The following is a 13,181-nucleotide window of genomic DNA, read 5'->3' as shown; positions in this document are numbered from 1 at the left end:
GCCGGGGCCGAGGGCGGCGGTGCGCGGCCCGCTCGCGGAACGGGCGCCGGCGGGCGGGCCGCTCACCGGGGGCCGGCTCGGGCAGCGTTGCTGCATGGGGTGTTGGCTCATGAACCGGTCGTGAAGGCCAGCGCGACGTTGTGGCCGCCGAAACCCATGCTGGTGCTGAGGGCCGCCAGCGGCCCCGCGGGCAGGGGTTCGGGCTCGCGGCCGACCACGTTCAGTTCGATCGCCGGGTCCACGCGTTCGAGGCTGCGGGTGGGCGGCGCGGTTCTGTCCCGCAGGGCGAGCACGGTGGTGACCGCCTCGATGGCACCGGCGGCGCCCAGCGTGTGCCCGAGGGCCGCCTTGGTGGCGCTGACCGTCACGTCGTCCAGTACCTTCCCGAACGCCGTGTGCAGGGCCTGCGCCTCGCTGAGGTCGCCGACGGGCGTCGAGGTGGCGTGCGCGTTGACGTGCCGGACCTCCTCCGGGAAGAGCCCCGCGTCGCCGAGGGCGGCGGTCACGGCGGCCGCGCAGCCCGTTCCGCCCGGCGCCGGCTGGGCGACGTGGTGACTGTCGTTGGTGATGCCGGCGCCGGTCAGCCGGCAGTGCACCCGGGCGCCGCGGGCCGCGGCGTGCCCGGCGCTCTCCACCACGAGGATGCCGGCCCCTTCCCCCATCACGAAGCCGTCGCGGTCGGCGTCGAAGGGCCGGGACGCCCGCTCGGGGTCGTCGCACCGCCGGGACAGCGCCCGCAGCCGGGCGAACCCGGCGAAGATCAGCGGATGCAGTCCGGCCTCCGCGCCGCCCGCGATCACCACGTCGGCGCGGTCCTCCCGGATCAGGGCGAGGGCCTGGGCGAGCGCCTCCGCACCGGACGCGCAGGCGCTGACCGGGGTGTGCACACCGCAGGTGGCGCCGACCATCAGCCCCACCTCGGCGGCGGCGTGGTTGGGCAGCATGACCGGGATGGCCCGGGGGCTGACCCGGTCCGGGCCGCCCGTCTCCAGCCTGCGGTTCTGGTCCAGGATGCTGAGGAACCCGCCCAGCCCCACCCCGACGACGACCACCACGCGGGAGCCGCTCCCGGCGAGTGCCTTCCCGTCCGGCAGTCCGGCGTCGCGCAGTGCCTCCCGCGCGGCGACCAGGGCGAACTGCGCGGAACGGTCGCAGTGCGCGGCCTTCGCGGGGGACAGCACCGAGCCGGGGTCCACGGCGGCGGGTGCCGCGAGATAGACCTGGGACGGTCCGTCCGGCGGGCCGTAGTCGATGCTCTCGACACCGCAGGCCCCGCCCAGCAGCGCCGACCAGGTGGACGGGACGTCACCGCCCAGTGCCGTGGTCATGCCCAGCCCGGTGATGACCGCGGCGGTCGTCGCGTCGCGGTCCGGCGCCGCCCTCAGCTGTGGGCTCACGCGGCGCCGCCGGCCGGGGCGGGGACCACGGAGGAGAGATGGTCGACGATCTCACGGACCGTGGTCAGCCGCGCCGCGTCGTCCACCGGCACCTGGACCTGCCAGCGGTCCTCGATCGCGGCGACCAGTTCCAGCAGCGCCAGTGAGTCGACGCCGAGGTCGTCCTTCAGGACGCTGTCGAGACCGACCTCCTCGACGGACACGTCCTCGACGGTGACGGCCAGCAGTTCCCGCAGCTGGTCGAAGAGCTCACGGTCGTCGGCGGTGGGCGGCATGGGGTGTTCCTCCTTGGTCGTCGGCGCGCGGCGCACCCGGGCACGGGCCGGCCGAAACGCCGCCCGCACCGGGTACTCCGACGCGGCACCGGCACCTGCCGGATGCACGCCGACAGCCTTTCCGACCATCCGGAACGATAAGCGCCGTTTGCGGAGGAACAGCGGAGCAGCCGGAGCACGCGAGGGGCGTGCCGCAACTCCCTTGCCGCCCCCGTGCGTTCGGGCGCCCCGTGGCGCACCGAGGGTACGGAGCGGCCCGCGCGTAAAGGAGGAAGCTTTCCGCCGCGCCGCGCCGTCACCGGCGGCGGCTCACTCTTCGGACTCGTCGCCGCCCTCGTCGCCGCCCTCGTCGTCGCCCTCGAAGAAGTCGCCGATCTCGTCGACGACTTCGGCCGCGACCATCCCGCCGACGACGCCGACCGCCAGTCCGGCGGCCCCGGCGGCGACGGCGGTGCCGATGCCCGGTCCGGAGTGGTGCCCGTCGTGGCGATACTCCTCGTGGCCGTGGTGGCCGTGGTGGCCGTGGGGGTCGTGGTGACCGTACGAGGCGTGTGAACCGTAGGCCGCCCGGTGGTCGATCAGCTGCCGGATCCAGCCGTCGGCCTCGGCGGTCCAGTCGCGGACGTCGTGGTGGCCGACGGTGAAGCGGGTGAGGGCGTCGTGTCCCTCGGAGAGGAACCCGCCGCGCTTGTCGGCCTCCAGTACGATCTCCAGGCCGCCGGGGTGGGCGAGGAAGGTCAGCTCGATCTCGTTGACCTGGTGGGCGTACCGCGGGGCCGGGACCAGCTCGATCTCCTGGTAGAAGGGCAGTCGCTGCCCGGTGCCGCCGATCCGGCCGTACTCCAGGTCGGCGGAGCGGAAGCCGAAGCCGAGCTGTCCCAGCGCCTCCAGGATCGCCTCCTGGGCGGGCAGCGGGGCCACGGTGAGCTGGTCGAGGTCACCCTTGTCGCGGGCGCCCGCCACCGACAGTTCGGTGCGCACGCCGAGCACGATGCCGAGGCCCTGCCCGTACAGCTCGGTGACCGGGGTCTCCCACGGCAGCGCCACACCGAACGGCACGGCGCGCTCCTCGCCCTCGGCGAGCCTGAATCCGCCGCCGACCAGGAACCGGCCGAAGGCGACCATGCCCTCGCTCTCGCCCTCGGCGTGCTCGGCCTCGACCCGGGCCACCAGCTCCAGCGCGATGTGCTCGATGTCGAAGTCGGCGGTGCCGCCCCTGAGCCGGACCTCGCCGCTGAGCACGGCACCGGGGCGGGCCGCGCCCGGGGCGAGGACCGTGTCGACCGTGGGTCCGCCCACGCCGAGCGAGCCGAGCAGTCGTTTGAACACCATCGTGGCGTCCACTCCTTCTTGAGATGCATGAGCCGTCATGTTCTACGTGCATGTAGAAGACTAGAGGCAGAAGATCGTTCGGCGGCACCGGAGTTGGGCCGGCCGGGCGCCCGGTCCGCACCCACGGGGTTTTACTTCTCCTTTGCCCGCGGGGAACCGCGCGGCCGCGGGAGGCGTTTGATCGGGTGGGCACGCAGTAGCGTGCTCGACGACCTACCCGACAGCAGCAGAAGGTGGCACCCAGTGGCGATGTGGGACCGGATCAAGGACCAGGCCAAGAACCTCCAGCAGTCCCAGAGCTCGCGCGGCACGGCCGGCGGACACGGACAGGGCCACCCCCAGGGCCAGGGCGGGTACGGCAGTCAGGGACAGGGCGCGTACGGCGGCCAGGCGCAGCCGCACGGCCACGGTGCGGGCGGCTCGTCCTCCGGCGGTTCCAAGGCGCAGCTGATCGGCCTGTTCAAGTCGCAGCTGGCGTCGGTCAAGACGGAGCTGAAGAGCGGCGCCTACCGGGACGCGAGCATGGCGATGTGCGCGCTGGTGGCCGCGGCGGACGGGCAGGTGGAGCCGGCCGAGCGGCAGCGGGTGGAGGAGCTGATCGTCACCAACGACGTGCTCCAGAACTTCCCGGCGGACCAGCTCCGCCAGCGGTTCAACCAGCACGTGGACCGGCTGCTCGGCAACTTCCAGGCGGGCAAGGCGGAGGCGCTCCAGGTGATCGCCAAGGCCGCCAAGAAGCCCGCCGAGGCCCGTGCGGTCGTGCAGACCGGCATCGTGGTGGCCGGCGCGGACGGGGTCTTCGAGCCGGCCGAGCAGCAGGCCATCCGCGAGGCGTGCACCGCCCTCGGTCTGCCGCCCACCGAGTTCGCCGTCTGAGCGGAGCCGCGGCACACACACTTTCCCCACCTTCCCGTCACCTGATGTTCACCCCCTCGGTATGCTCCGGACGTTCCGTTCGCTCCACTGAGGGGGGATTTCCTCATGCGTATACGTCCTGTCCTGACGGCCACCGCCGCCACCGCCGCGGTCGGCGCTCTCGGCCTCGCCGTCGCCGTCCCGGCCCAGGCGGCCGAGTACACCTCGGCGCTGAAGGTCGCGGGGATCCAGTACGACGCGCCCGGCTCGGACTCCAACAAGTGCTCCGGGGGCAACACGAAGAACGAGTACCTGACGATCAGGAACTACTCGCGCACCAAGACCGTGAACCTGAAGGGCTACCTGGTCAAGGATGCCGCGGGGAACCGGTTCACCTTCAAGACGAGCCACAAGCTCGAGCCGGGTGACTACGTGAAGCTGCGCGGCGGGCGCGGCACCGACTCCGACTCGGGCAACGTCGTCTACCGGCAGAACTGCAACTTCGTGTGGAACAACGACAAGGACACCATCTACCTGGTCAAGCCGTCCGGCAGCCGGGCCGATGTCCACTCGTACACCAAGAAGGCCGACGACCGGGACGGCAACGGGTACATCAAGTACCACGGCTGACCCGGCTCCGGTTCCTCAAGGGAGTCTGGCGGCTTCCTTAAGGCTTCTTGAAGTCGACCTTCGCGGCCGGTATCCGGACCGGGTCCGGCCTAGGCTCTCGGCACCCCCGCACAGTCCCGGTGGACGCGCTCGCGTCCACCGGGTCCTGTCCGCCGAAACGATCAGCCGAGGTGTACCGCGCATGGGTTCCCGCCGAGCCGCCCGCCCGTCCCGCTCCCACGCCCGCCCGTCCGGGGGCCGGGGAGCACGCGGCACCGCCCTGCTGCTCGGCGCCGTCGCCGTCACGGCCGGTGTGGGGATCACACTGGCGACGCTCGGCGGCGAGGACGGGGGCCGGTCGGACCGGGTGGCCGCGAGCGACGCCGACGACGCCACCGGTGCCGCGGACGCGGCGGACCGGCCCTCGCCGTCGCGGTCCGCTGCCCCGAGCGCCTCGGCGAGCGTGAGCAGCTCGCCGAGCCGGAGCGCCACCACCACCGCCGCGGCGAAGCGGAAGGCGAGCCCCACCAGGACCGCCGGGCCCACCGCCGGGACGTCCTCCCGGGCGGCGGCGACCGGCGATTCCGGCGACCAGTCGGCCGGCAGCGGTGACAGCAGCGGCAGCGGGGCCGGCGGTGGCAGCGGTGACAGCGGTGCGGACTCGGGGTCCGGCACCACGTCCGGCTCCGGTGGCCCCGAGGCGCGGGTCCTCGCCCTGGTCAACGAGGAACGGGCGGCGGCCGGCTGCTCCCCGGTCACCGAGAACGCCCGGCTGACCCGGGCCGCGGACGACTACAGCGACGTGATGGCCGCCAGCGGCGTGATGTCCCACACCGGGCCCGACGGCTCCACGATGGCGTCCCGGGTCGAGGCGGCCGGTTACCTGTGGTCGGCACTGGGCGAGAACATAGCGCGCGGCCAGGCCGACGCGGCGGCCGTGATGGAGGCGTGGATGAACAGCTCCGGCCACCGCGCCAACATACTCAACTGCGACTTCGCGGAAATAGGCATCGGCGTCCACGCCGGTGACGGCGGCCCCTGGTGGACGCAGGACTTCGGCACCGGCCGCTGACCCGAGGTCTCCTGGGATCCCGGTCAGTCCGTCGCCCACCGCTCCGAGATCACCGCGACGACCGAGCCGCGCGACCGGGCGCGGGTGAGCGAGACCTCGTTCTGCGGCCCGGGCTCCGGTCCGGGAATCAGGCCGCCGGCTGATCGGTCAGTGCCGTGAGCAGCCAGTCGTGCGCGGAGCCCGGGGTCGGTTCCGGGCGGCCGCCCGCCGGTGTGATCACCTCGGTGACCAGGTCCCAGTAGCGGTCCAGCCGCGGGTCGGCGGTGAGCTGCCGGGCCAGCAGCCGCCGGAAGCCGGGGGTGTCCCGGGTGCCGTACGCGGCCGTGTACGCGCCCACGAAACAGTCCAGCGCCTCGCCCGGAGCCGGCGCGTGGTCGCGGCGCAGGTGGCCGCCGGCCAGGTCGTACGCCTCGGCGAGGGCCGCGTACAGGACGGCCGCGCCCCGGGCGTCCGCCGCCCGGTGTGCCTCGGGCTGCGGCCGGGCGGAGCCCGGACAGGGGGCGGTGGTCAGGGCGTTGAGCCGGGCGAAGGCCAGCACCTGCGCGGGTGTCGGGTCGTCGGGCGGTGCCGGGACCGTCGCCGCCAGGAAGGCGGTGACGGAACGGGCCGGCAGCCGCGGCGGCAGCCAGGCACGCCAGAAGCGGGCCAGCGGTGCCGTGCTCGGCGGGACGGTCACCGTGCCGATCAGCCGCAGCCGGTCCGGCCGCTCGTGCGGCGGGCACTCCTGGACCAGCCGCAGCGCCGCATCCCGCCAGCGCAACGCGGTGAGCTGGGATCCGAGGGTGCGCAGGTGGCCGGCGACGGCGTCCTCCAGCGCGCGGTCCGCATCGCCCGGCGCGTCGAGGACGCGGCGGATCTCGGGGACGGCGAGGCCGAGGGAGCGCAGGGAGCGGACCAGCCGCAGCCGGTCGAGCGCCTCGGGGCCGTAGCGGCGGTGTCCCCCGACGGTGCGGGAGGTCTCCGGGAGCAGGCCGCTGTCGGAGTAGAAGCGGACCGTCTTCACGGTGACGCCCGCCCGCTCGGCCAACTCCCCGATGCCGAGCGGAGGGTCGTGCTGGTGATCGCTCGGGCGGTCGTGGGGTGCGGGCACTTGAACCTCCCTCTGGGGGAGTTTCTACGGTACCGGCGAGCGGTGACGGCCGGGATGCCGCCGCCGGGGAAAGGATCATCATGACCGTATTCGTGCTGGTGCCGGGGTGGTTCACGGGCGCGTGGGTGTGGCAGGAGACGGCCGCGCGACTGGCCGGGGCAGGGGCCGAGGCGCGTCCGGTGGCGCTGACCGGGATGGACGGGGCCGACCGGAGCGAAGGGGGCGACGGGATCGGCGGGGGCGACGGGATCGACCTGGAGGCGCACATCGCGGATGTCCTCGCCGTGATCGACGCGGTAGACGCGGTCGACGCGGGAGCCGGCCGGGAGATCGTGCTCGTCGGCCACGACTACGGCATCCATCCGGCGCTGGGGGCGGCCGCCCGCCGCGCCGGGCGGGTGGCACGGGTCGTGCACCTGGACGCGGCGCCGGCCCGGGACGGGGTGCCGGCGCTGGCCGCGCTGCCCGACCCGGCGCTCCGGGAGGAACTGGCGGGGGCGGCGGCTCCGGGGACGCTGCCGCCGCCGGGCCGCGCCGAGTGGCCGCGCTGGGGCAGTACCGCGGGCGTCCCGGACGCCGCCCTCGACCGGCTGACCGCGCGCGCCGCGCCGCAGCCGCTGGGCACGCTGCTCCAGCCGCTGCGGCTGCCCCCGGCGGTGACCGCGCCGCCCGCCACCGGGGTGCTGTGCACCGGGAACGGGGCGGGCATCGGGATGCTCCAGCTCCAGGTCGACTTCGGCGACCCGGCGCTGGGCGCGCTGGCGAAGGCACGGGTGCCGTTCTTCGAACTGCCCACCGGGCACTGGCCGATGCTGTCCTGCCCCGCCGAACTGGCCGGGGTGCTGCTGCGGGCCGCGGCCGGCGAGGGCCACCGGCTGGCCCCGTTCGACGCCGCCCGCCCGCCCGCGCATCTGCGGCCGTTCCCGCTGGACGTCCCGGAGCGGGCGGGCGAGCGGTCCGGGCACGTCGATCTGTATCCGCCGGACGCCGACGGCCCGCGCCCCGCGGTGCTGTTCGTGCCCGGCGGACCGCTGCCGGCCGGGGCGCGGCCGGGGCCGCGGGACTGGCCGGTGTTCCAGGGGTACGCCCGGTACGCCGCCGGGCAGGGGGTGGTGGGCGCGGTCGTCGAGCACCGGCTGCACGGGGTCGCCGACTATCCGGTCGCCGCCGACGACGTGGCCGCGGCGGTGGCCGCGGTGCGGGCCGATCCCCGGGTGGACCCGGACCGGGTGGCGCTGTGGTTCTTCTCCGGTGGCGGGCCGCTCACGGCGGACTGGCTGGGCGCTCCCCCGCCCTGGCTGCGCTGTCTGGCCGCCTCCTACCCGATCCTCGCCCCGCTGCCGAACTGGGGTCTGTCCGGCGACCGTTTCCGGCCGGCCGAGGCGGTGGCGGGCGCGGGCGGCCTGCCCGTGGTGCTCACCCGGGTCGGGCGGGAGCTGCCGGAGATCGCCGCCACCGTCGAGGCGTTCCGCGCCGCGGCCCGGGCGAGCGGGGCCGCCCTGGAGGTGGTCGACGTACCGGGCGGACACCACGGGTTCGAGACCCTGGACCCGGCGCGGGCCCGCCCGGCGGTGCGGCACGCGATGCGGGCGGTGCTCGGCCATCTGACCGGATGACGGGACGCCCCGTCCGTCACCGCCGGCGGGCGGTGGTGACGGACGAGGCGCCGGTTCGGTCCCTTGCCTCGATACCTTGGCTCGGTCCCTTGGCTCGGTCCCTTGGCTCGGTCCCTTGCGGGATCAGACCAGGTCGAACCGGTCCAGGTTCATAACCTTGACCCACGCGGCGACGAAGTCGTGCACGAACTTCTCCTTGGCGTCGTCGCTCGCGTACACCTCGGCGAGCGCGCGCAGTTCGGAGTTGGAGCCGAAGACCAGGTCGGCGCGGCTGCCCGCCCACTTGACCTCGCCGGTGACGGCGTCGCGGCCCTCGAAGGTGGTCTGGTCCTCGCTGGTCGCCTGCCACGTGGTGCCCAGGTCGAGCAGGTTGACGAAGAAGTCGTTGGTCAGCGACCCGGGGGTGGTGGTGAGCACGCCGAGCTGGGACCGCTGGTGGCCGGCGCCCAGCACCCGCAGCCCGCCGACCAGGACGGTCAGCTCCGGGGCGCTGAGGGTGAGCAGGTTGGCCCGGTCCAGCAGCAGGTACTCGGCGGGCAGCCGGTTGCCCTTGCCCAGGTAGTTGCGGAAGCCGTCGGCGGTGGGCTCCAGCGCGGCGAAGGACTCCACGTCGGTGTGCTCCAGACCGGCGTCGACCCGGCCGGGGGTGAAGGGGACCTCGACCTGGAAGCCGGCCTCCTTGGCGGCCCGTTCGACGGCGACCGTGCCGCCGAGGACGATCAGGTCGGCCAGCGACACCTGGCGGGCGGCGCCTTCGTTGAAGTCCCGCTGGATGCCCTCCAGGGCGGACAGGACGGTGGCGAGCCGGTCGGGGTCGTTGGCCTCCCAGGTGCGCTGCGGCTCCAGGCGGATGCGGGCCCCGTTGGCGCCGCCGCGCTTGTCGCTGCCGCGGTAGGTGGACGCCGACGCCCAGGCCGTGAAGACCAGGTCGGAGACGCTCAGGCCGGAGTCGAGGAGCTTGGCCTTGAGGGCGCCGATGTCACCGGCGCCGAGCGGCTCGCCCTCGGCCGCGGGCAGCGGGTCCTGCCACAGCAGCGTCTCCTCGGGCACCTCCGGGCCGAGGAAGAGCGACTTCGGGCCCATGTCGCGGTGGGTCAGCTTGTACCAGGCGCGGGCGAAGGCGGCGTGGAACTCGGCCGGGTGCTCGTGGAAGCGGCGGGAGATGGGCTCGTAGATCGGGTCGAAGCGCAGCGCCAGGTCGGTGGTGAGCATGTTGGGCGCGATCTTCTTGGCGGCGTCGTGGGCGTGCGGGACGGTGCCCTCGCCGGCGCCGTCCTTCGGCTTCCACTGGTGGGCGCCGGCCGGGCTCCGGGTGAGCTCCCACTCGTAGCCGAAGAGGTTGTCGAAGAAGCCGTTGCCCCACTGGGTGGGCGTGGAGGTCCAGGTGACCTCCAGGCCGGAGGTGATGGCGTCGGCGCCCTTGCCGGTGCCGTGGGTGCTGCGCCAGCCGAGGCCCTGCTGCTCCAGGGAGGCGGCCTCGGGGTCGTCGCCGACGGCGTCCGCCGGACCGGCGCCGTGCGTCTTGCCGAAGGTGTGACCGCCGGCGATAAGGGCGACGGTCTCCTCGTCGTTCATCGCCATCCGGCCGAACGTCTCCCGGATGTCGCGGGCCGCGGCGAGCGGATCCGGAGTGCCGTTGGGGCCCTCGGGGTTGACGTAGATCAGGCCCATCTGGACGGCGCCGAGCGGGTTCTCCAGCTCGCGGTCGCCGGTGTAGCGCTGGTCGTCGAGCCAGGTGGTCTCGGGGCCCCAGTACACGTCCTCCTCGGGCTCCCAGACGTCCGCGCGGCCGCCGCCGAAGCCGAAGGTCTCGACGCCCATCGACTCCAGGGCGACGTTGCCCGCGAGGATCATGAGGTCGGCCCAGGACAGGCTCTGGCCGTACTTCTTCTTCACCGGCCACAGCAGCCGGCGGGCCTTGTCCAGGTTGGCGTTGTCCGGCCAGCTGTTGAGCGGGGCGAAGCGCTGCTGGCCAGCGCCGGCGCCGCCGCGGCCGTCGCTGATCCGGTAGGTGCCCGCGCTGTGCCAGGCCATCCGGACGATGAACGGGCCGTAGTGGCCGAAGTCGGCGGGCCACCAGTCCTGCGAGGTGGTCAGCACCTCGGCGATGTCCTGTTTGACGGCGGGCAGGTCGAGGGTCTTGAACGCCGCGGCGTAGTCGAAGTCCGCGCCGAGCGGGTTGGACACCGGCGGGTTCTTGGCGAGGATCCTCACATTGAGCCGCTCCGGCCACCACTGGCGGTTCCCGCCGCCCTGCGTCGGGTGGGCGGCGCGCTGGTGCGCGACCGGGCAGCCGCCTTCGCCCTCGGCCTTCGGGTCGGTGACGATCGCGTCGTGGTTCTCGGTCATGGGAGTCCTTCCGGGCATGGATCTCGGTGCTCAGGGATCAGTCGGGGATCAGGGGGCGGGGGAACGGTCGGAGGAACAGGCGGGGCACAGGCCCCAGTAGGTGACCTCGGCCTCGTCGACCGTGAAGCCGTGGTCGTCGGAGGCGGCCAGACAGGGCGCGTGGCCCACCGCGCAGTCCACGTCGGCGACCGCGCCGCACGAACGGCACACGACGTGGTGGTGGTTGTCACCGACCCGCCCCTCGAACCGGGCCGCGCTGCCGGCCGGTTCGATACGGCGGATCAGCCCGGCCCTGGTGAGTGCGTGCAGTGCCTCGTACACGGCCGGTACGGAGATGTGGCCCACCCGGTCGCGGACTCCGGCGGCGATGGCCTCGACGCCGAGGTGGTCGCCGTGGCGGACCGTCTCGAGCAGGGCGACGCGGGCGGCCGTCACCCGCAGGCCGGCGCCGCGCAGTTCCTCGGCGGTGGTCGGGGGCCGGGACGCGGTCATGGCGGTGAACCTACGCCCTAAACCTGAACAGTTAAAGAGAACGAATGGTTTAAGTTCAGCCGTTCGGCGGGTCCGAACAGGTGCGCTACATTTTGCATCGCCTTGAACCCGATCTCTCACCTACGGAGCCGGCACACCCATGAGCGACATCGTCAACGGACTCGGCCGGGCCACCGCCTACGGCGCACTCGGTCTGGTCCTGCTGGTCCTCGGTATCGTCCTGGTCGACGTGCTGACGCCCGGAAAGCTCGGCCGGCAGATCTGGGAGCAGCGCAACCGCAACGCCGCCACGGTGCTCAGCTCCGCGCTGCTCGGCATCGGCATGATCGTGTTCACGTCGATCTGGACGACGTACGAGGACTTCGGCAAGGGACTGGTGTCCACGGCGGTGTTCGGGCTGCTGGGGCTGGTGATGATGGCTCTGGCGTTCCTGGTGGTGGACCTGATCACGCCCGGGCGGCTGGGCGCGACGCTGGTCGAGCCGGAGCCGCACCCGGCGGTGTGGGTCACGGCCTCCTGCAACCTCGCGGTGGCCGCCGTCATCTCGGCCTCCATCGCCTGACCGGGCCGGTGGCCGTCCCGGCCGCACGCCCCCGTCACAGCAGCCTCCTGATGTCGCCGCGGACCCGGTAGAAGCCGCCCGCGGCGGCGTGCACCGCGTCGACGGCGTACCGGGCGCCCGGTTCCCTGATCGACCTCGGGAACTGCACGTTCCACGACGAGTCGTAGCCGTCGGAGACGACGTGGATCCGGGTCCGGGCGCCGTCGCGCACGCACTCCACGACCACCGACCCGGCCGGCGCGGCGGCCACCGCCGGCACCGACTCGGCCGCCGTCGCCGCCGCGTACGTCGGCAGCGCCGCCGCGAGCTTGACGTCCCGGGCCAGTGGCACCGAGCCCTGCTGAGCGGCCGCCACCGCCGCCTCGCTCGCGTCCACGCACACCAGGGACCCGTCCGTGGTCACCAGGTAGAGCCGCTCGTCGCGGTACTGCATGGACAGTGCCGAACCGCCGCCGGTGCCGAGCTTCCACAGCCGGGTGCCGTCCCGGTCGAAGCAGTACACCGAGGAGGCGGCGTCCCCGGCGAACACGAACCGCCCGCCGGGCGAGGTCGCGCACGAGTAGACGGAGCTGTCGCAGCGGTAGGTCGCCTCGATGCCGCCGCTCTCCTTCGACAGCCGGTGCACCACCCGGTGCGCCGTACCCGCGTACACCGCGTCGTCCTCCTGCCAGCCGAACAGCACCGCGCCCTGGGTCCGGGTGTGCCACAACTCGGCGCCGCCGTCCGGTACATGGGCCGTCACACCGCTGCTGTCCCCGTGGTACACCGCGCGGTCGTCGGCGCGCACCATCCAGGCGTGCTCGCCGTGTCCGCCGCGGGCCCACTGGTGCTCGTCCTCGTGGTCGATGACGGTGAGCCGGCCGGCCCGGTCCGCCACGTTCAGCACGCCCTCGTGGATGTCGAGCCAGAAGATGTCGACGTCGGCGGCGATGTCGTAGGCCGCGAGCGGGAGTTTGGCGGACAGGTCGTAGACCCGGCCGTCGTCGCAGCCGGCGTAGATCCAGAAGTCGTCGGCGACCAGGCACTTGACGCCGTCGGGCAGCCGGTAGTGGGCGAGGACGTCACCGCCGTGCGCCAGGGTGTAGACGTCGCCGGACTGGTTGCCCACCCAGCAGTGCTCGTCGTCGATGTGGATGCCGAACGCCGCCGAGCCGGTCCGGAACCGCCACAGCACCGGGGCGACCGAACGCACCGTGGACGGCGCCGAGGTCACCTGCCGGCGGGTGACCGCCCGGGGCGCGCGCTGCCCCCGCACCGCCGGGGCGTATCCCTTGCGTACCTTCTCGCCTATCTTCTTCGCGGCCGCGGCCTGTGCCTTCGCCGTCGTCGGGAACGTCGACGTCTGGGTCTGCCCGGCGGTGCCGATCCGCCCGTAGCACACGGTGACGACGGTCCCCTCGACCGTCACCTCGTAGAACTTGTGCGCTCCCCCGCCGTCCTGAGACAGCTCCAGGTAAGTCTTCGGCATGGCAGACCTCTCCCCAGGTCGGGGTCTGCGGCTTGTTCCGCGGATCCCACTGGCCAAACCGTAG

General features: G+C 73.6%; 12 protein-coding genes. 5 read left to right on the top strand and 7 right to left on the bottom strand.

Annotated elements, in window-relative coordinates; genetic code table 11:
- Nucleotides 1-107: 107 nt before the first annotated feature.
- The 3 genes from AB0G32_RS36665 to AB0G32_RS36655 form a co-directional block, all read right to left on the bottom strand.
- Entirely contained in the window at nt 108-1,397 is a 1,290-nt protein-coding gene (locus AB0G32_RS36665; RefSeq protein ID WP_361173931.1) for a beta-ketoacyl-[acyl-carrier-protein] synthase family protein, read from the bottom strand.
- Nucleotides 1,394-1,672, bottom strand: coding sequence for an acyl carrier protein (locus AB0G32_RS36660; protein ID WP_361173928.1), 279 nt, complete (start codon nt 1,670-1,672; stop codon nt 1,394-1,396). The genes AB0G32_RS36665 and AB0G32_RS36660 overlap by 4 nt, the downstream gene beginning before the upstream one ends.
- Nucleotides 1,673-1,981: 309 nt before the next feature.
- A complete protein-coding gene (locus tag AB0G32_RS36655) occupies nt 1,982-3,004 on the bottom strand; it encodes a sporulation protein (protein WP_361173926.1) in 1,023 nt (340 codons plus the stop codon).
- A 243-nt stretch (nt 3,005-3,247) separates the two neighbouring features.
- Between AB0G32_RS36655 and AB0G32_RS36650 the strand changes: the two genes are divergently transcribed.
- The 3 genes from AB0G32_RS36650 (at nt 3,248) to AB0G32_RS36640 (ending at nt 5,540) form a co-directional block, all read left to right on the top strand.
- Nucleotides 3,248-3,880 (top strand): TerB family tellurite resistance protein, encoded by a 633-nt coding sequence (locus tag AB0G32_RS36650; RefSeq protein ID WP_361173923.1) that lies wholly within the window; start codon nt 3,248-3,250, stop codon nt 3,878-3,880.
- Between the two features lie 105 nt (nt 3,881-3,985).
- On the top strand, nt 3,986-4,489 hold the full coding sequence (locus AB0G32_RS36645) for a lamin tail domain-containing protein (RefSeq protein WP_361173920.1): 504 nt from the start codon (nt 3,986-3,988) through the stop codon (nt 4,487-4,489).
- 181 nt (nt 4,490-4,670) lie between these two features.
- A complete protein-coding gene (locus AB0G32_RS36640) occupies nt 4,671-5,540 on the top strand; it encodes a CAP domain-containing protein (RefSeq protein ID WP_361173917.1) in 870 nt (289 codons plus the stop codon).
- A 127-nt stretch (nt 5,541-5,667) separates the two neighbouring features.
- Here AB0G32_RS36640 and AB0G32_RS36635 read toward each other — a convergent pair whose 3' ends face one another.
- Nucleotides 5,668-6,630 carry a MerR family transcriptional regulator gene (locus AB0G32_RS36635; protein ID WP_361173914.1) on the bottom strand — a complete coding sequence of 321 codons (963 nt, stop codon included), beginning with the start codon at nt 6,628-6,630 and terminating at the stop codon, nt 5,668-5,670.
- A gap of 80 nt (nt 6,631-6,710) precedes the next feature.
- On the opposite strand from AB0G32_RS36635, the gene AB0G32_RS36630 reads away from it, so the two are divergent.
- Nucleotides 6,711-8,246 (top strand): alpha/beta fold hydrolase, encoded by a 1,536-nt coding sequence (locus AB0G32_RS36630; protein ID WP_361173911.1) that lies wholly within the window; start codon nt 6,711-6,713, stop codon nt 8,244-8,246.
- 123 nt (nt 8,247-8,369) lie between these two features.
- Here the strand turns inward: AB0G32_RS36630 and katG are convergent, their stop codons facing one another.
- Together katG and AB0G32_RS36620 are read right to left on the bottom strand one after the other, a co-directional pair.
- Entirely contained in the window at nt 8,370-10,595 is a 2,226-nt protein-coding gene (gene katG, locus AB0G32_RS36625; RefSeq protein ID WP_361173908.1) for a catalase/peroxidase HPI, read from the bottom strand.
- 48 nt (nt 10,596-10,643) lie between these two features.
- On the bottom strand, nt 10,644-11,087 hold the full coding sequence (locus AB0G32_RS36620; RefSeq protein ID WP_361173905.1) for a Fur family transcriptional regulator: 444 nt from the start codon (nt 11,085-11,087) through the stop codon (nt 10,644-10,646).
- A 139-nt stretch (nt 11,088-11,226) separates the two neighbouring features.
- Here AB0G32_RS36620 and AB0G32_RS36615 point away from each other — a divergent pair, with 139 nt between their 5' ends.
- Nucleotides 11,227-11,649, top strand: coding sequence for a DUF350 domain-containing protein (locus tag AB0G32_RS36615; RefSeq protein WP_361173902.1), 423 nt, complete (start codon nt 11,227-11,229; stop codon nt 11,647-11,649).
- A 34-nt stretch (nt 11,650-11,683) separates the two neighbouring features.
- Here AB0G32_RS36615 and AB0G32_RS36610 read toward each other — a convergent pair whose 3' ends face one another.
- Nucleotides 11,684-13,117 (bottom strand): WGR domain-containing protein, encoded by a 1,434-nt coding sequence (locus AB0G32_RS36610; RefSeq protein WP_361173899.1) that lies wholly within the window; start codon nt 13,115-13,117, stop codon nt 11,684-11,686.
- Between the last annotated feature and the right edge of the window lie 64 nt (nt 13,118-13,181).

Source organism: Streptomyces sp. NPDC023723, assembly GCF_040639815.1.
In the GTDB taxonomy this organism is placed as follows: domain Bacteria; phylum Actinomycetota; class Actinomycetes; order Streptomycetales; family Streptomycetaceae; genus Streptomyces.
This window is presented reverse-complemented; position numbering and strand designations above follow the sequence as displayed.

Excerpts from the sequence above, each read along its gene's own strand:
- AB0G32_RS36615 (WP_361173902.1), top strand. The coding sequence starts at position 11,227 with ATGAGCGACATCGTCAACGGACTCGGCCGGGCCACCGCCTACGGCGCA.
- AB0G32_RS36640 (WP_361173917.1), top strand. The coding sequence starts at position 4,671 with ATGGGTTCCCGCCGAGCCGCCCGCCCGTCCCGCTCCCACGCCCGCCCG.
- AB0G32_RS36645 (WP_361173920.1), top strand. The coding sequence starts at position 3,986 with ATGCGTATACGTCCTGTCCTGACGGCCACCGCCGCCACCGCCGCGGTC.
- AB0G32_RS36610 (WP_361173899.1), bottom strand. The coding sequence starts at position 13,117 with ATGCCGAAGACTTACCTGGAGCTGTCTCAGGACGGCGGGGGAGCGCAC.
- AB0G32_RS36660 (WP_361173928.1), bottom strand. The coding sequence starts at position 1,672 with ATGCCGCCCACCGCCGACGACCGTGAGCTCTTCGACCAGCTGCGGGAA.
- AB0G32_RS36620 (WP_361173905.1), bottom strand. The coding sequence starts at position 11,087 with ATGACCGCGTCCCGGCCCCCGACCACCGCCGAGGAACTGCGCGGCGCC.
- AB0G32_RS36630 (WP_361173911.1), top strand. The coding sequence starts at position 6,711 with ATGACCGTATTCGTGCTGGTGCCGGGGTGGTTCACGGGCGCGTGGGTG.
- katG (WP_361173908.1), bottom strand. The coding sequence starts at position 10,595 with ATGACCGAGAACCACGACGCGATCGTCACCGACCCGAAGGCCGAGGGC.
- AB0G32_RS36655 (WP_361173926.1), bottom strand. The coding sequence starts at position 3,004 with ATGGTGTTCAAACGACTGCTCGGCTCGCTCGGCGTGGGCGGACCCACG.